Raw genomic sequence first — 17,040 nt, forward strand, 5'->3', positions numbered from 1 at the left:
TCACCGCACCTTCGCACCATCGCAACAAGAACCTGATTGCCATGACCGCTTCCGCTGCGCAAGCCTTCCTGCCCTTCGTCAAGCCGAATATTGACGCCGCTGCCATCGCCGAGGTGGGCAAGGTGCTGGCCTCGGGCTGGATCACCTCCGGCCCCAAGATGCACGCCTTCGAGGCCGCCCTGTCCGAGCTGTTCGGGGGCCGCCCGGTGCGCACCTTCGCCAATGGCTCGGCGACGATGGAAATCGCGCTGCGCGTGGCCAATATCGGCCCCGGCGACGAAGTCATCACCACCCCGATCACCTGGGTTGCCACGGCCAACGTCGTGATCACGGTGGGCGCCAAGCCCGTCTTCGTCGACATCGACCCGCGCACGCGCAATATCGATCTCGATGCCGTGGAAGCCGCCATCACGCCCCGTACCCGCGCCATCATGCCGGTCTACCTGTCGGGCCTGCCGGTGGATATGGACCGCCTCTACGCCATCGCGAAGAAGCACAACCTGCGTGTGATCGAGGATGCCGCGCAGGCCATCGACTCGCGCTGGCGCGGCCAGCGCATCGGTGCCTTCGGCGACCTGGTCAGCTTCAGCTTCCAGGCCAACAAGAACATCACCAGCGTCGAAGGCGGCTGCCTGGTGATGAACTCGCCCGAAGAAGCCGAACGTGCCGAACGCCTGCGCCTGCAAGGCGTGATCCGTACCGGCATGGACGGGATGGATGTGGAAGAGCCCGGCGGCAAATTCAACCTGACCGATGTCAACGCCGCCATCGGCCTGTCGCAACTGGCGCAACTTGACGCCATCACGGCACGCCGCGCCGAATTGGCCGAGGCGTACTACCGCTGCGCCGCCGACAGCGGCCTGGCCGAACTCGGCATCGAGCTGCCGCTGCCGCGTGACGGCGAGCTGGCCACCACCAACTGGCATATGTTCCAGGTGGTGCTGCCGGCCGAACGCATCGAAGGCGGACGCACCGCGGTGATGGAGGCCATGCGCGAGCAAGGCGTCGGCACCGGCGTGCACTATCCCGCCGTGCACCTGTTTTCTTATTACCGCTCCTTGGGCTGGCGCGAAGGCATGCTGCCGCACGCCGAGCGCATCGGAAGGGGGATCGTCACGCTGCCGATGTTCCCCGCCATGCAAGCCGCCGACGTGGAGCGGGTATGCGCAACTCTTAGTGAAACATGCAAACGCCTCTTCAAATGAGCCCTGTCGAAGTCTCCGTCGTCATTCCCGTCTATAACGAGGAAGATGGCCTGCAAGCCCTGTTCGACCGGCTCTACCCGGCGATGGACGGGCTCGGCTGCAACTACGAGATCATCTTCGTCAACGACGGCAGTCGCGACCGTTCGGCACAGATCCTGGCCAGCCAGTTTCACAAGCGCCCGGACACGACGCGCGTCGTGCTGTTCAACGGCAACTTTGGCCAGCATATGGCCATCCTGGCCGGCTTCGAGCACACCCGCGGCCAGATCGTGATCACGCTGGACGCCGACCTGCAAAACCCGCCGGAGGAAATCCCGCGGCTGGTGGCAACCATGCGCGAAGGCCATGACTACGTTGGCACCATCCGCCGCGAGCGCAACGACACGGCGTTCCGCCGCATTGCGTCCCGCGCCATGAACCGCCTGCGCGAGCGCATCACGCGCATCAAGATGACCGACCAGGGCTGCATGCTGCGTGCCTACGACCGCAATGTGGTCGACACCATCAATGCCTGCCGTGAGGTCAATACCTTTATCCCGGCGCTGGCCTATACCTTCTCCTCCAATCCGGTGGAAATCGTGGTCGAGCACGAGGAGCGCCACGCCGGCGAATCCAAGTATTCGCTGTTCCAGCTCATCCGGCTGAACTTCGACCTGGTAACCGGCTTCTCCATCGTGCCGCTGCAGTGGTTCTCCGCCATCGGCACCTTGCTGTCGCTGGCGTCGGCGGGCCTGGTGGCGGTGCTGCTGGTTCGGCGCTTCGTGCTTGGCGCGGAAGTGCAGGGTGTGTTCACCCTGCTCGCCTTCAACTTCTTCCTGGTTGGCATCATGCTGTTCGGCATCGGCCTGCTGGGCGAGTACATCGGCCGCATCTACCAGGAAGTGCGCAACCGTCCGCGCTATCGCATCCAGGCGGTGCTGGAAGGCACGCCAGAACAGCAAAAGGCGACGGAGGTCTCGTGCGCGCAGTAGTCTTCGCTTATCACAACGTCGGTGACCGCTGCCTGCGCGTGCTGCACGCGCGTGGCGTGGAAGTGGCGCTGGTTGTCACCCACCGCGACCGCCCGGATGAGAACATCTGGTTCCGCCGCGTTGCCGATACCGCCGCCGAACTCGGCTTGCCCGTCACCTACGGCGAAGACCCGGCCGATCCGGCGCTGGCCGCCGCGGTGGCCGCGGCGCGCCCCGACGTGATCTTCTCTTTCTACTACCGCGCGATGATTCCCGCGGCAGTGCTGGCGCTGGCGCCGCAAGGCGCGTTCAATATGCACGGCTCGCTGCTGCCCAAGTATCGCGGCCGCGTGCCGGTGAACTGGGCAGTGCTGCATGGCGAGAGCGAGACCGGCGCCACGCTGCATGCGATGGAAGCCAAGCCGGATGCCGGCTTCATCGTCGACCAGACGTCAGTGCCGATCCTGCCCGACGACACTGCCGGCGAGGTCTTCGAGAAAGTGACCGTGGCCGCCGAGCAAACGCTCTGGCGCGCCCTGCCCGCCATGATGGCCGGCAACATCACGCCGCTGCCCAACCGCCTTGCCGACGGCAGCTACTTCTCCGGGCGCAAGCCGGAGGACGGCCGCATCGACTGGCAGCAGCCAGCCGCGCAGGTCTACAACCTGATCCGCGCAGTCGCACCGCCCTATCCCGGCGCCTTCACCGAAGTCGGCTCGCGCCGCTTCGTGGTGGCGCAGGCGCGCCTGCCGCATGCCGGCAGCGCAGCCGCAGCAACCCAATTGCAGTCCACCAGCGCCGCCCGCCCGGGCTTGCACGTCATCGACGGGCAGATCGTCGGCGTGTGCGGCGATGGCGGCCTGATCCTTGTACGCGAACTGCTGGACGATGGAGCCCAACCCGCGCCCGTCTCGCCTGCCGCGCTTTCCACATTTCTTACCGCATTGTCCAAAGAGGAAAACCGATGAAAAAGGTCCTGATTCTTGGCGTCAACGGCTTCATCGGCCACCACCTGACGCGCCGCATTCTCGAAACCACGTCGTGGGAAGTCTACGGCATGGACATGTCCAGCGATCGCCTTGGCGACCTGATCGACCATCCGCGCATGCACTTCTTCGAAGGTGACATCACCATCAACAAGGAGTGGATCGAGTACAACATCCGCAAGTGCGACGTGGTGCTGCCGCTGGTGGCCATCGCCACGCCCGCTACCTACGTGCGCCAGCCGCTGCGCGTGTTCGAACTCGACTTCGAAGCCAACCTGCCGATCGTGCGCGCCGCCGTGAAGTACGGCAAGCACCTGGTGTTCCCGTCCACCTCCGAGGTGTACGGCATGTGCCATGACGACGAGTTCGATCCCGAAACGTCCGAGCTGATCTGCGGCCCGATCAACAAGCCGCGCTGGATCTATGCCTGCTCCAAGCAGCTGATGGATCGCGTGATCCACGCCTACGGCATGGAGCAAGGCCTGAACTACACGCTGTTCCGCCCGTTCAACTGGATCGGCGCTGGCCTGGACTCGATCTTCGAATCGAAGGAAGGCTCCTCGCGCGTGGTCACCCAGTTCCTCGGCCACATCGTGCGCGGCGAGCCGATCAAGCTGGTGGATGGGGGCGCGCAAAAGCGTGCCTTTGCCGACGTCACCGACGGCATCAGCGCACTGATGCGCATCATCGAAAACCCGAACGGCATCGCCACCGGCAAGATCTACAACATCGGCAACCCGCGCAACATCCACTCCGTGCGCGAGCTGGCCGAGATGATGCTGAAGATGGCCGGCGACTACGCCGAGTACGCGGAAGAAGCCAAGAAGACCCAGATCGTGGAAACCTCCTCGGGCGACTTCTACGGCAAGGGCTACCAGGACGTGCAGAACCGCGTGCCGAAGATCGACAACACCGTGGAAGAGCTCGGCTGGAAGCCCGAGGTCAGCATGGAAGACGCGCTACGCGCCATCTTCGAGGCTTACCGCAGCAAGGTGATCGAGGCGCGCACCCTGGTCGATTCGGCCAACTGAGCGCACGCACCCGATGGCCCGTATCGCCCTGAAGGTCGACGTCGACACGCTGCGCGGCACCCGCGAAGGCGTGCCGGCGCTGCTCGCCATGCTGGCCCGCGTGCGGGCCGAAGCCACCTTTCTGTTCAGCCTTGGCCCCGACCATACCGGCTGGGCGCTGCGGCGCGTGTTCCGTCCCGGCTTCCTGAAGAAGGTGTCGCGTACCTCGGTGGTGTCGAACTATGGCTTGCGCACGTTGATGTACGGCGTGCTGCTGCCTGGTCCCGATATCGGCCGCAAGGGCGCGGCCGAGATGCGCGCGGCGCGTGCGGCGGGGCATGAGTGCGGCATCCACACCTGGGACCACGTCTACTGGCAGGACAACGTGCGCGAGCGCGATGCGGCCTGGACCCGTCGCCAGATGCAGAGTGCGTTCGACCGCTACGTCGAGATATTCGGCGAAGCACCGCCCACCCATGGCGCGGCCGGTTGGCAAATGAACGATGAGGCCTTCCGCCAGATCGACGACTGGGGCATGGTGTACGCGTCCGATGGCCGCGGCACCGGTCCGTATATCCCCACAGTCGATGGTGTGGCATGCCGCCACGTGCAGATGCCAACCACGCTGCCGACGCTGGACGAACTGATCGGCGTGGGCGACCTGACGGAAGACAACGTCCACCAGGCCGTGCTGCGCCTGAGCGAAGACGGGCGCGACCACGTGTTCACCCTGCACACCGAACTCGAGGGCGGCAAGCTTGCGCCGGTGTTCAACCGCCTGCTGGATGGCTGGCGCGCGCAGGGGCATGAACTGGTGTCGATGGCCACGCTCTACCGGCATATCGATCGTCGTGCCCTGCCGCAACTGCCGGTGACATGGGGCGCGATCGAGGGAAGAAGCGGCGAGCTGATCCTGCAGCCGTAGGCATCTGGCGGGGATGGATTGTCGCCCGCGCCCGCCCGCATCAAAACACAGTCAGTACCATCAAGGATCGTCAATGGATCGTCAATGGCCGGCAACCGGCCATTGACGATGCGTTCATGCGCGCACCGCTTGCGTGCCCGCGCGCCTCACGGCCTCGCTTCGGCCCGTTGTCGAAGGCCCCGGCGGACCCTCGACAACGCTCAGCTACGGTCCCTCCCCGCCAGCCTCAGGCCGTTGAAGACCACCAGCAAGCTCGCCCCCATATCGGCGAACACCGCCATCCACATGGTGCCCAGGCCCATGACCGTGAGTGCCAGGAAAATCGCCTTGATGCCAAGCGCCAGGGCAATGTTCTGCTTCAGGATCGTCGAAGTCCGCCGCGACAGCCGGATAAAGGCAGGGATCTTGCGCAAGTCGTCATCCATCAGCGCCACGTCGGCGGTCTCGATCGCCGTATCGGTCCCGGCCGCGCCCATGGCGAAGCCGATATCGGCACGGGCCAGCGCCGGCGCATCATTGACGCCGTCACCCACCATGCCCACCACGACGCGCTTGCTACCATTGCTACCATCACCCGGCGCCCCTTCTGCCCCCTTCACGCTCAGCGCGGCGATGGCGTCTGCCTTGTCCTGCGGCAATTGATTGCCGCGTGCCTCGTCGATCTGCACCTGCGCTGCGATGGCTTGCGCGGTATGTGGGTTGTCGCCCGACAGCATCAGCGTCTTGACGCCCAGCGCATGCAGCTCAGCCACCGCCTCGCGGCTGCTGTCCTTGACTGTGTCGGCCACACCGAACAGCGCCTCGACGCCATGATCCGCGCCCAGCAGCACAACCGTCTTTCCCTGCCGCTCCAGCGCTTCCAGCGTGGCCTCCAGTTCCGGCGAGCACAGCCCGCGATCGTGGATCAGGCGATGGTTCCCCAGATAATAGCTACGCCCGTTCACGCTGCCGCTGACACCGTACCCGGGCAGCGCCGCAAAGTCCTGCACTTCCAGCGGCACGATGCCATGCGCACGCGCGGCGTTGGCCACGGCCATCGACACCGGATGGTCGGACCGGGCAGCCAGGCTGGCCGCGATCAGGCGCGCCGCATCGCTCGCCGCCGCACCTGCCGCGGCGGTTGCGCCCAGGGGCTGGAAATCGGTCTGCGCCGGCTTGCCGTGGGTGATGGTGCCGGTCTTGTCCAGCGCCAGCCATTTCAGATCCTTGCCCTGCTCCAGGTAGACGCCCCCCTTGATCAGGATGCCGCGCCGCGCCGCGGCCGCAAGGCCGCTCACGATCGTTACCGGTGTGGAGATCACCAGCGCGCACGGGCAGGCAATCACCAGCAGCACCAGCGCCTTGTAGATCCATGCGCTCCAGTCGCCGTCCATCGCCAGCGGCGGCACCACGGCCACCAGCACCGCGCCAAGGAAGACCAGCGGCGTGTAGATGCGGGCAAAGCGGTCGACAAAGCGCTGCGTCGGCGCGCGGCTGCCCTGTGCCGCCTCTACCGCGTGGATGATGCGCGCCAGCGTGGAGCCGCTGGCCGGCGCGGTGACTTCGTACTCCAGCTCGCCAGCCTGGTTGATGGTGCCGGCGAAAAGCGCATCGCCGACGGTCTTGTCGACCGGGACACTTTCGCCGGTGATCGGTGCCTGGTCCAGCGTGGACTGGCCACGCAACACCCGCCCGTCGAGCGCTACGCGTTCGCCAGGGCGCAGGCGCACCAAGGCACCGATGGCCACCGCGCTTGCCTCCACGGGCAGCCAGCTGCCGTCCGCCTGCCGCACCGTGGCCTGCTCCGGCGCCATTGCCATCAAGCCGCGCACGGCGTTGCGGGCACGGTCCAGCGACGCCGCCTCGATGCGCTCGGCCAGCGCGAACAGCACCATCACCATGGCCGCTTCCGGCCACTGCCGGATCAGCATGGCGCCGGTGACAGCGATGCTCATCAATGCGTTGATATTCAGGTTGCCATTGGACAGTGCAATCCAGCCCTTCTTGTAGACGCCCAGCCCGGCTATTGCCACAGCCGCCAACGCCAGCAGGGGCGCAAGCCATTCCTGGCCGGGCACTTGCAGCCACTGCACAGCCTCCGCGCCGAGTGCGGCCACGCCGGCTAGCGCCAGCGGCCACCACGGCTTGGCGGCTTGCGGCGGCAGCGCCGCGGCCTGCTCCGACAGCGGCTCGGCCCTCATGCCGAGGCTCTCGATAGCCCGCACCACGGGCTCCAGGGAGTCCAGCGTATGGTGCACCGTCAGCACCCGCTGCATCAGGTTGAACTGCAGCGCGGCCACTCCGGCCATGCTGCCCAGCTTGTTGCGGATCAGGGTCTCTTCCGTGGGGCAGTCCATCGCGTCGATGCGATAGCTGGCCGCGGCGGCACCGGCAGGAACGGCTATGGCAATCGGCGGCGCCGCGCTGGCGCTGCCGCAGCAGGCGGCGGCCGCCTGAGCGTGCTGATGGCCATGATCGTGGCCGTGGTCGTGCTGGTGGCCATGATCGTGAGCGTGGCCATGGTCGTGCTGGTGTGCTTGATCGTGCTTATGCGCGTGTTCGTGTGCATCAGAATGCCCATGACCGCAGCGAGATGGGGCACGGAGCGAAGCTTGGTCTGGCGTTGCGCTAGGCATGGCGGTTTTCCCTGCTTGTTTTTGCTTACCGCCCATTTAAGACCCTGAAGCGACTACAGGGTCAAGTGCTGTCTGCACATCGGTCGATGCGAGCGCACGAGGTCACCTTTGCGCCACGGTTTAAGCCACAGTCGCACAAGGGTCATGCTTGCTGCCTATATAATCCGCCGCATGCGCCGTTTCCTGATCCTGCTTTTCGCCATCATGCTGCCCGTCCAGTTCGCCTGGGCCGGGGCTGCGGCGTATTGCAATCACGAAAGCACGCAGCAGGGCAACGGCAGCGCCACAGCCAGCACCAGCTGGCATTTCGGCCACCATAGCCACGCCCATCAGGGCAAGCTCAGCCAGCACGGCAGCAACGACAGCAACGACAGCAAGAGCAGCAAGGACAACATCAAGCTGCCCGACCTGGACTGCGCCGTGTGCCACTTTGCCAGCGCCCAGCTGGTCTTGCCGGACATGGCCACGAGCGCCTCGCACCACGGCGTGGCCATCAGCTACCGGGCGCTAGCCGCGTCCTACCTGTCGGCGCCCGGCGCCACCCCCGACCGCCCGCAGTGGCCGCTCGCCGCCTAAACGGCGAGACGACTCCCTTTACCTCCAGACTCTCGTCTCGCCGAACTTCCCTGGCTTTTTCCCGGTGAAATTCGATGAGAACACTTGTGATGCCGCTCGGGCTGGCGGCAGCTTTGCTCAGCCCTGCCGCGTTCGCCCAGAACGCGGCGACGACCCCATTGCCCGCCGCGCAAGCGGCGCAACAGATCCCCGAGCCCGCCGGCACGCTCACGCTGGACGATGCGCTCGCCCTCGCGGCCGGGCGCAACTTCACGCTCTCGGCCGCCGGCCATGAGCTCGATGCCGCCGAGGGCGGCATCATGCAGGCCCGCACCATCCCCAACCCGGAAGTCGCGGTGCTCTTCGAGGACAACCGCCGCGACACCCGCACCACCACGGCCCAGGTCAACCTGCCGATCGAGCTCGGCGGCAAGCGCGCGGCGCGCATCGGCGCCGCGCAGAAGGCGCGCGAGCTGGCCCAATCGCAACTGGGCGCAACGCGCACTGACCTGCGCGCGGCCGTGGTTGGCGGCTTCTTCGCGGTGGTCATCGCGCAGGAGCGCGTCAAGCTGGCGCGAGGCTCGGCCGAGATCGCCGCCAAGGGCGCGCAGGCGGCAATCCGCCGCGTAGCCGCCGGCAAGATCGCGCCGCTTGAGGAGAGCAAGGCGCGCGTGGAGCAGGCCAATGCGGAACTCGAGGTCGCCGACGCCGAGGCGGCACTCGCGATGGCACGCCAGTCGCTGGCCGGCCTTTGGGGCAGCAGCGAAGCCCGCTTCCAGGTAGCCGCCGGCAACCTGGACACCCTGCCCGCGCGGCCCGACGGCGCCAGCCTCGCCCAAGCGCTGGACAGCGCGCCGGAACTGGCAAGCCAGCGGCTGGAACTGGAACGCAGGCAGGCCATCATCGGCGTGGAGCGCAGCCGCCAGTACCCCGACCTGACCGTCAGCCTGGGCAGCAAGCGCGACAACGGCTCGGACCGCGGCACCATGCCCGTGCTGGGCGTGTCGCTGCCGCTGCCACTGTTCGACCGCAACCAGGGCAATCTCTACACGGCACTGCGCCAGGCCGACAAAGCGGCCGACGAGTATCGCGCCACGCAGGTGCGGCTCGCCAATGAACTGCAGCAAGCCACGCGGCAACTGAGCGTATCGCGGACCTCGGCCGACTCGCTCAAGGGCACCGTGATACCCGCCGCCCAGCAGGCCTATGAGGCCGCTACGCGCGGCTTCGAAGCCGGCAAATTCAACTTCCTCGACGTGCTCGATGCGCAGCGCACCTGGTTCCAGGCGCGCATCCGCTATCTCGGCGTGGTCGCCAATGCCTATCAGGCAGCCACCACCATCGACCGCATTCTTGGCCGCTAGCACTAAAGGAATTCCATCATGGCAATCAGCAACAAGCAGAAAACGAGCATCGCCATCATCCTGGCAGGCGGCGCCATCGCAGCCGCGGGACTGATCTTCGCCGGGCGCGGCAGCGCCGACGCCACGACCGAGGCCGGCCACGCAGCAGGCGCGCATAGCGAAGACGCGGCCCACGGCGACGGCGAACATCACGGCAGCCCGGCCAGCGCGGCGCACGGTGACGCCGCCCGGCACACCGACGGGGAGCACCACGAAACGCAAGAGAACGAAGGCCACATCGAGATGACCCCGGCACAGATCCAGGCAGCCGGGCTCACGCTGCGCACGGCAGGACCAGCGCACATCGAGGGCACGGCATCCTTCCCCGGCGAGATCCGCTTCAACGAGGACCGCACGGCCCACGTGGTGCCGCGCGTAGCCGGCGTGGTGGAAGGCGTGTCCGCCAACCTGGGGCAACAGGTGAAGAAAGGCGATTTGCTGGCGGTGCTGGCCAGCACCGCGCTGTCCGACCAGCGCAGCGAACTGCTGGCCGCGCAAAAGCGCCTGGAGCTGGCCGAATCCACCTTCCAGCGCGAGAAGAAGCTGTGGGAGGACAAGATCTCCGCCGAGCAGGACTACCTGGCCGCGCGCACCGCGCTGCAGGAAGCCCGCATCGCCACGCAAAACGCCACGCAGAAGCTGACCGCCATCGGCGCCAGCGGCAACGCAGGCAGCGCCAGGTCGCTCAACCGCTTCGAGTTGCGCGCGCCCTTTGACGGCACCGTGGTCGAAAAGCACCTGGCATTGGGCGAAGCCGTGGCTGCTGACGCCAACGTGTTCGTCATCTCCGACCTCAGCACGGTATGGGCCGAGTTCGTGATTGCGCCCAAGGACCTGGATCGCGTGCGGGTTGGCGAGAAGGTGAAGATCGCCTCCACCGCCTTTGACGGCAAGGCCGAAGGCACGGTCTCGTATGTCGGCTCGCTGCTGGGCCAGCAAACGCGCACCGCCACCGCCCGCGTCACGCTGCCCAACCCCAAGGCGGCCTGGCGTCCCGGCCTGTTCGTCACCGTGGGCGTGACCGACTCCAGCGCCGAGGTGCCAGTGGCGATCGAGGCCGAAGCCCTGCAGAGCAACGGCGATCAGCAGGTGGTGTTCGCTGTCGTTCCAGGCGGCTTCCAGGCGCAGCCGGTCAAGACCGGCCGCAGCGACGGCAAGCTGGTGGAGATCACCGAAGGCCTGAAAGCCGGCACGCAATACGTGGCGGGCAACAGCTTCGTGATCAAGGCCGAGCTCGGCAAGGCCGGCGCCGAACATAGCCACTAAGCGGAGAATCCCACATGTTTGAAAGACTGATCCGCTTTGCCATCGAGCAGCGGTGGCTGGTGCTGCTGGCGGTGGTCGCCATGGCGGCGCTCGGCATCTACAACTACAGCCGGCTGCCCATCGACGCCGTGCCCGACATCACCAACGTGCAGGTGCAGGTCAACACCTCCGCACCGGGCTATTCGCCGCTGGAAACCGAGCAGCGCGTCACCTACCCGATCGAGACCGCGATGTCCGGCCTGCCGGGCCTGGAGCAAACCCGCTCGCTATCGCGCTATGGCTTGTCGCAGGTGACGGTGATCTTCAAGGACGGAACCGATATCTACTTCGCGCGCCAGCTGGTCAACCAGCGCATCCAGGAAGCCGCGCAGAACCTGCCCGCGGGCGTTGCGCCACAGATGGGCCCGATCTCCACCGGACTCGGCGAGATCTACCTGTGGACGGTGGAAGCCGAGGACGGCGCCAAGAAGGCCGATGGCACGCCCTACACGCCCACCGACCTGCGCGAGATCCAGGACTGGGTCATCAAGCCGCAGCTGCGCACGGTGCCCGGCGTCACCGAGATCAACTCCATCGGCGGCTTCGCCAAGGAGTACCTGGTGGCGCCCAGCCCGGAACGGATGGCCTCCTACGGCCTGAGCCTGCAGGACGTGGTGGTGGCGCTGGAGAAGAACAACGCCAACGTGGGTGCCGGCTATATCGAGCGGCGCGGTGAGCAATACCTGGTGCGCGCGCCAGGGCAGGTCAGGTCCGTCGACGATATCCGCGAGATCATCGTGGGCAGCGCGCAGGGCCAGCCCATCCGCATCCGCGACCTGGCGGACGTGGGCATCGGCCGCGAACTGCGCACCGGCGCGGCCACCGACAACGGGCGCGAAGTGGTGCTGGGCACCGTCTTCATGCTGATCGGCGAGAACAGCCGTGCCGTGTCGCAAGCGGTGGACCAGCGCATGGCCGCCATCAACCGCTCGCTGCCGGCTGGCGTCAAGGCCGTCACCGTGTACGACCGCACCGTGCTGGTGGACCGCGCCATCGCTACCGTCAAGAAGAACCTGGTCGAGGGCGCGATCCTGGTGATCGTGATCCTCTTCCTGTTCCTCGGCAACCTGCGCGCCGCCATCATCACCGCGCTGGTCATCCCGCTATCCATGCTGTTTACCTTCACCGGCATGGTGACCTACAAGATCAGCGCCAACCTGATGAGCCTGGGCGCGCTGGACTTCGGCATCATCATCGACGGCGCGGTAGTGATCGTGGAGAACTGCGTGCGGCGCCTCGCCCATGCCCAGCAACAGCACGGCCGCCCGCTCACCCGCGGCGAACGCTTCCACGAGGTCTTTGCGGCCTCGCGGGAAGCACGCCGCCCGCTGATCTTCGGCCAGCTCATCATCATGATCGTGTACATCCCCATCTTTGCGCTGACCGGCGTCGAGGGCAAGATGTTCCACCCCATGGCGATGACGGTGGTGCTGGCGCTGATCGGCGCGATGATCCTGTCGGTGACCTTCGTGCCGGCGGCCGTGGCGCTGTATATCGGCGACAAGGTAGCCGAGAAGGAAAACCGCCTGATGCTGTGGGCCAAGCGCGCCTACGCGCCGATGCTCGGCAAGACCATCGCCAACACACCGGTGGTGCTGACCCTTGCCGCAGTGGCGGTGCTGTTGAGCGGCCTGGTGGCGACGCGGCTGGGCAGCGAGTTCATCCCCAACCTGAACGAAGGGGATTTCGCCGTGCAGGCGCTGCGCATTCCCGGCACCAGCCTCACCCAGTCGCTCGCCATGCAGCAGCAGATCGAGACGCGCCTCAAGGAGAAATTCCCCGAAATCGAGCGCGTCTTCGCCCGCACCGGCACTGCCGAGATCGCCTCGGACCCGATGCCGCCCAACGCCTCGGATGGCTACATCATGCTCAGCCCGCGGGCAAAGTGGCCCGATCCGTCCAAGACGCGCGAACAACTGCTGGCGGAGATGGAGGCCGAACTGGCAACCATCCCCGGCAACAAGTACGAGTTCTCGCAGCCGATCCAGCTGCGCTTCAACGAGCTGATCTCCGGGGTGCGCAGCGACGTGGCCGTGAAGATCTTCGGTGACGACAACGCCGTGCTGGAGGACACTGCGCAAAAGGTCGCCACCGTGCTGCGGGCCGTCCCCGGCGCAACCGAGGTCAAGGTCGAGCAGACCAGCGGCCTGCCAATGCTGACGGTGGACGTGGACCGCGCCCGCGCGGCCCGCTATGGCCTCAACATGATCGATGTGCAGGACACCGTGGCCATTGCCGTGGGCGGCAGGGACGCTGGCATCTTCTTCCAGGGCGACCGCCGCTTCAATATCGGCGTACGCCTGCCGGAAGGCATCCGTGGCGATGTGGAGGCGCTGCGCCGGCTGCCGATCCCCTTGCCCAAGGGAAGTACGGCAGCCGCCAGCTATATCCCGCTGGGCGAAGTAGCAACGCTCACGCTGGCCCCGGGGCCCAATCAGGTCTCGCGCGAGAACGGCAAGCGCCGCATCGTGGTCAGCGCCAATGTGCGCGGGCGCGACGTGGGTACCTTCGTGCCCGAGGCAATGGCGTCGCTGGATCGTCAGGTCAAGGTCCCGGCGGGCTATTGGGTCACCTGGGGTGGCACCTTCGAGCAGTTGCAATCGGCCGCCACGCGGCTGCAGATCGTGGTGCCTGTGGCGCTGCTGATGGTGTTTGTGCTGCTGTTTGCCATGTTCGGCAATGTGCGCGATGGCCTGCTGGTCTTTACCGGCATCCCCTTTGCGCTCACTGGCGGCATCCTGGCGCTGTGGCTGCGGGGCATTCCGCTGTCGATCTCGGCGGCGGTGGGCTTTATCGCTTTGTCCGGCGTGGCGGTGCTCAACGGGCTGGTGATGCTGTCCTTCATCCGCAGCCTGCGCGAAGAAGGCAAGCCGCTCGATGAAGCCATCCACACCGGTGCGCTGACCCGGCTGCGCCCGGTGCTGATGACCGCGCTGGTGGCATCGCTGGGCTTTATCCCAATGGCGATTGCCACCGGGACCGGGGCCGAGGTACAGCGTCCGCTGGCCACGGTGGTGATAGGCGGCATCCTGTCTTCCACCGCGCTGACCTTGCTGGTGCTGCCGGTGCTGTACCGGCTGGCGCATCGGCGCGACAAGGAGGAGGCTGGCGTTGAAGATGACGCAGGCAGCGAATGCTTGGTTGGCGGCTCGACGGTGCCACCGGCATTGCCCAACGGCTAACGCTGGCGGCGGCAGGAGCGGTGCGCCGCTCCTGCTGTCAAGCACCGCTGCGCCATGGCATGGCGACGCGTTCACATGCGTGGCAGCAACAGGAGGTCTTAACGTCTACCCGGCGGATCTACCGCGGACCGGGCATGTTGCGTGGGAAACTTCAGCTCCGCCACCGTCTCGCCGGGCCGGCTGCGCATGCTCACGCTGCCCCCATGCAGCCGCATGATCGTATCCACGATGGCCAGCCCAAGCCCGGTCGAACCCGCCGAATTGCTGCGCGCGGGGTCGCCTCGGTAAAAACGCCCGAACACATGCGGCAGCGCCTCGGCGGCAATGCCAGCGCCACCGTTGCTCACCTGGATCCGGGTAGCGGCGGTGTCCGCCACTACCCGGATGTCCACGGCGCTGCCCGCGGGCGCATGCCGCAAGGCATTGTCGACGAGGTTGGTCACCGCGCGCCGCAGCAGCGTCTGGTCAGCGCGCACGGCGCCCTGGCCGGCAAGTTGCACCTTGATGTCGCGGTCCGCCGCCACGGCTTCGTAGTACTCGGCAACCTTGTCCAGCTCCGCGCGCGCGTCCAGTTCTCGCATCTTCATGGCCACCTGGGCATGGTCCGCGCGCGCAAGGAACAGCATGTTCTCGATCATGCGGGCCAGCCGCTCGTATTCTTCCAGGTTGGATTCCAGCAGGTTCTCGTACTCCTGCACCGGGCGGCTATGGCCCAGCGTGACCTGGGTCTGGCCGATCAGGTTGCTGATGGGCGTACGAAAATCGTGCGCCAGGTCGGCAGAGAATTCGGAGAGCCGATGGAAGCCGTCTTCCAACCGTGCCAGCATGTCGTTCAGCGCGGCGACAAGCGCGCGCAGCTCGGTGGGCGCCTGGCCGGCATCGAGCCGCGTGGCGAGCCGGCTCATGGTGACGGCGGAAGCATCCTGCGCCATGCGCCTGAGCGGGCGCAGGCCACGCCTGGCCAGCAGGTATCCCAGCCCCGCCGCGACTGCCGCGCCGCATAGCGTTGCCCACAGCATCTGCGTCTGGTAGGCCTTCATCAGCGCCACGCGGTACCCGGCATCACGCAGCACCACGATCTCGACCGCGCGCTCGGAATCCCCCAACTGCCCCAGCGCGGAGATGCCGCGCGAGGCGACGCCATTGCGGGGATACCAGGTATGCAGCTGGGACTTGTCGGGCGGTGTGGCCGCGGGCAGGACTGGCAATGCCGGCACCGGCTCATGGCGCGGGTTCAGGGTGACCAGCGGCTCGCCGCCGGTGCCGCGCACCAGCAGGATCAATCCTTCATGGCCCAATGCGAGATCGGCGAAGCGATGCGTGTCGGCACGGATCTCGGCCTCCGAGCCCACCTCGCGCAGCAGATGGCGCACCAGCAGCACTTCGCTGACCAGTTCGCTCTCGTCGCGATCCTGCAACTGGGCGGCAAGCGCGCTTGCCAGGTAGGTGCCAACGGCCACCAGGATGGCCACGGTGGCGGCGCCGTAGGCCAGCGCCAGCCGTGCCGTGAGCGATGCCGGCAGGCGGAGTACGGCGCGGATCAAGCGGCGGCCCCTGACATGGACCGGCTCACCGGGCTTGCTCTTCCAGCACGTAGCCCATGCCGCGGCGCGTGTGGATCAGCTTGGCGGGAAAGGGGTCATCGACCTTGGCACGCAGCCGGCGGATGGAGACATCAACCACATTGGTGTTGCTGTCGAAATTCATGTCCCAGACGTGGGAGGCAATCAGCGAACGCGACAGCACTTCGCCGCTGCGGCGCGCCAGCAGTTGCAGCAGCGCGAACTCCTTGGAGGTCAGTTCCAGCTTCTGGCCGTTGCGCGTGACGCGGCGCTTGACGGTATCGATCTGCAGGTCCGCCACTTCGATCAGCTCGCTTTCACGCAGCGGGCCACGCCGCAGGATGGTGCGGATGCGCATGACCAGCTCGGCGAAGGCGAAGGGCTTGACCATGTAGTCATCGGCGCCCAGCTCCAGGCCCTTGAGCCGGTCGGACAGTTCATCGCGCGCGGTGAGGAACAGGACCGGCGTATCGCGCTCGCGCCGCAGTTCCTGGAGCAGCTGCCAGCCATCCATGCCCGGCAGCATGACATCCAGCACGATGAGGTCGTACTCCTGCCCGCGTGCGTGGGCCAGGCCGTCCACGCCGTCACGCGCCAGGTCCACCACGAAACCGGATTCGCTCAGGCCCTTGCGCAGGTAGTCACCTGCCTTGGGTTCGTCTTCGACAATCAGTATGCGCATAATTATTCACTCCGGGCCATCCACCGGCCCTGCAAGACCGACACGCTATACGAGCAAGCCCCGCCGCGGCGGAAGATGTCAGCATTGTCATGTTGGCGTCACGCTACCGCACCTTTCGATGCAGGTACAATATCGGCTCCTGATTCCCCTGCACCGATGAAACGCGTCCTTAGCTACTTCCTGTTGTGCCTTGCCATGATCGCGCTGCCCGCACAGGGTGTCGCGGCGGCGGTCATGATGGTCTGCAGCGCGGCGCAATCCGTGCATTCGGGGCAGGTGCCATCCGTCGTGCTGCCGGCCGATTCGCCGGCTGTGGAATCGATGATGTTACGCCATGCGGCCATGAAGTCGCAGGCGGAGGCCGCGCTTGGCAGCCATGCCGGCGCGCATTGCCATGACGCGGCGGACCCGGCCCGGCAGACGGACGGGACGGCCAGCCTATCTGGCATGACTCACCAGCCAGCCCATCAAGAGCATCAAGACCGTCAGGATCACCACGCCAGCCATGGCGCCGGTGGCACCTGCAGCGCCTGCTCGGCCTGCGCGCTCGGGGCCATCATGCCCACGATCCTGCCTGAACTCGCCCTGGCCAGCCACGGCCATGCCGCACCGGTAGCCGCCCTGGCCGCCTACGCCGGCTTCCTCCCCGCCCCCTCCGAC

Annotated in this window: 13 protein-coding genes; 10 read left to right on the plus strand and 3 right to left on the minus strand. The window is 66.6% G+C overall.

The window, feature by feature from the left end; all coding sequences use genetic code 11:
- Positions 1-41 precede the first annotated feature (41 nt).
- From A9975_RS37260 to A9975_RS37280, 5 genes are read left to right on the plus strand one after another with little or no spacing between them, the layout of a single operon-like run.
- Positions 42-1,205: a DegT/DnrJ/EryC1/StrS aminotransferase family protein gene (locus A9975_RS37260; RefSeq protein WP_183037089.1), complete on the plus strand. Its 1,164-nt coding sequence runs from the start codon at positions 42-44 to the stop codon at positions 1,203-1,205.
- Positions 1,184-2,176, plus strand: a complete 993-nt coding sequence (locus tag A9975_RS37265) for a glycosyltransferase (RefSeq protein WP_043355630.1) — start codon at positions 1,184-1,186, stop codon at positions 2,174-2,176. The genes A9975_RS37260 and A9975_RS37265 overlap by 22 nt, the downstream gene beginning before the upstream one ends.
- Positions 2,164-3,123, plus strand: a complete 960-nt coding sequence (locus A9975_RS37270; protein WP_183037090.1) for a formyltransferase — start codon at positions 2,164-2,166, stop codon at positions 3,121-3,123. Before A9975_RS37265 ends, A9975_RS37270 begins: the two co-directional genes overlap by 13 nt.
- Complete coding sequence (locus A9975_RS37275) at positions 3,120-4,172, plus strand: bifunctional UDP-4-keto-pentose/UDP-xylose synthase (protein WP_052495092.1); 1,053 nt, start codon at positions 3,120-3,122, stop codon at positions 4,170-4,172. Before A9975_RS37270 ends, A9975_RS37275 begins: the two co-directional genes overlap by 4 nt.
- A 13-nt stretch (positions 4,173-4,185) precedes the next feature.
- The gene (locus tag A9975_RS37280; protein WP_183037091.1) at positions 4,186-5,076 is read left to right on the plus strand and encodes a polysaccharide deacetylase family protein; all 891 of its coding nucleotides are present in this window, start codon (positions 4,186-4,188) and stop codon (positions 5,074-5,076) included.
- 200 nt (positions 5,077-5,276) lie between these two features.
- On the opposite strand, the gene A9975_RS37285 is transcribed toward A9975_RS37280, so the two are convergent.
- On the minus strand, positions 5,277-7,691 hold the full coding sequence (locus A9975_RS37285) for a heavy metal translocating P-type ATPase (protein WP_255504290.1): 2,415 nt from the start codon (positions 7,689-7,691) through the stop codon (positions 5,277-5,279).
- A gap of 144 nt (positions 7,692-7,835) precedes the next feature.
- Here A9975_RS37285 and czcI point away from each other — a divergent pair, with 144 nt between their 5' ends.
- From czcI to A9975_RS37305, 4 genes are all read left to right on the plus strand, one after another.
- The gene (gene czcI / locus A9975_RS37290) at positions 7,836-8,267 is read left to right on the plus strand and encodes a cation efflux protein, CzcI family (RefSeq protein ID WP_183037092.1); all 432 of its coding nucleotides are present in this window, start codon (positions 7,836-7,838) and stop codon (positions 8,265-8,267) included.
- Between the two features lie 74 nt (positions 8,268-8,341).
- On the plus strand, positions 8,342-9,610 hold the full coding sequence (locus A9975_RS37295; protein ID WP_183037093.1) for a TolC family protein: 1,269 nt from the start codon (positions 8,342-8,344) through the stop codon (positions 9,608-9,610).
- Positions 9,611-9,628: 18 nt separating this feature from the next.
- Complete coding sequence (locus A9975_RS37300) at positions 9,629-10,915, plus strand: efflux RND transporter periplasmic adaptor subunit (protein WP_183037094.1); 1,287 nt, start codon at positions 9,629-9,631, stop codon at positions 10,913-10,915.
- 14 nt (positions 10,916-10,929) lie between these two features.
- The gene (locus A9975_RS37305; RefSeq protein ID WP_255504291.1) at positions 10,930-14,136 is read left to right on the plus strand and encodes a CusA/CzcA family heavy metal efflux RND transporter; all 3,207 of its coding nucleotides are present in this window, start codon (positions 10,930-10,932) and stop codon (positions 14,134-14,136) included.
- Between the two features lie 98 nt (positions 14,137-14,234).
- Here A9975_RS37305 and A9975_RS37310 read toward each other — a convergent pair whose 3' ends face one another.
- Positions 14,235-15,680, minus strand: a complete 1,446-nt coding sequence (locus A9975_RS37310) for a heavy metal sensor histidine kinase (RefSeq protein WP_220811019.1) — start codon at positions 15,678-15,680, stop codon at positions 14,235-14,237.
- 25 nt (positions 15,681-15,705) lie between these two features.
- Positions 15,706-16,380: a heavy metal response regulator transcription factor gene (locus tag A9975_RS37315; protein ID WP_183037095.1), complete on the minus strand. Its 675-nt coding sequence runs from the start codon at positions 16,378-16,380 to the stop codon at positions 15,706-15,708.
- A gap of 156 nt (positions 16,381-16,536) precedes the next feature.
- Here A9975_RS37315 and A9975_RS37320 point away from each other — a divergent pair.
- Positions 16,537-17,040: hypothetical protein (locus A9975_RS37320; protein WP_183037096.1), on the plus strand; the 504-nt coding region annotated here is incomplete at its 3' end.

Origin of the sequence: Cupriavidus sp. UME77 (genome assembly GCF_014170355.1) — a bacterium.
In the GTDB taxonomy this organism is placed as follows: Bacteria; Pseudomonadota; Gammaproteobacteria; order Burkholderiales; family Burkholderiaceae; genus Cupriavidus; species Cupriavidus basilensis.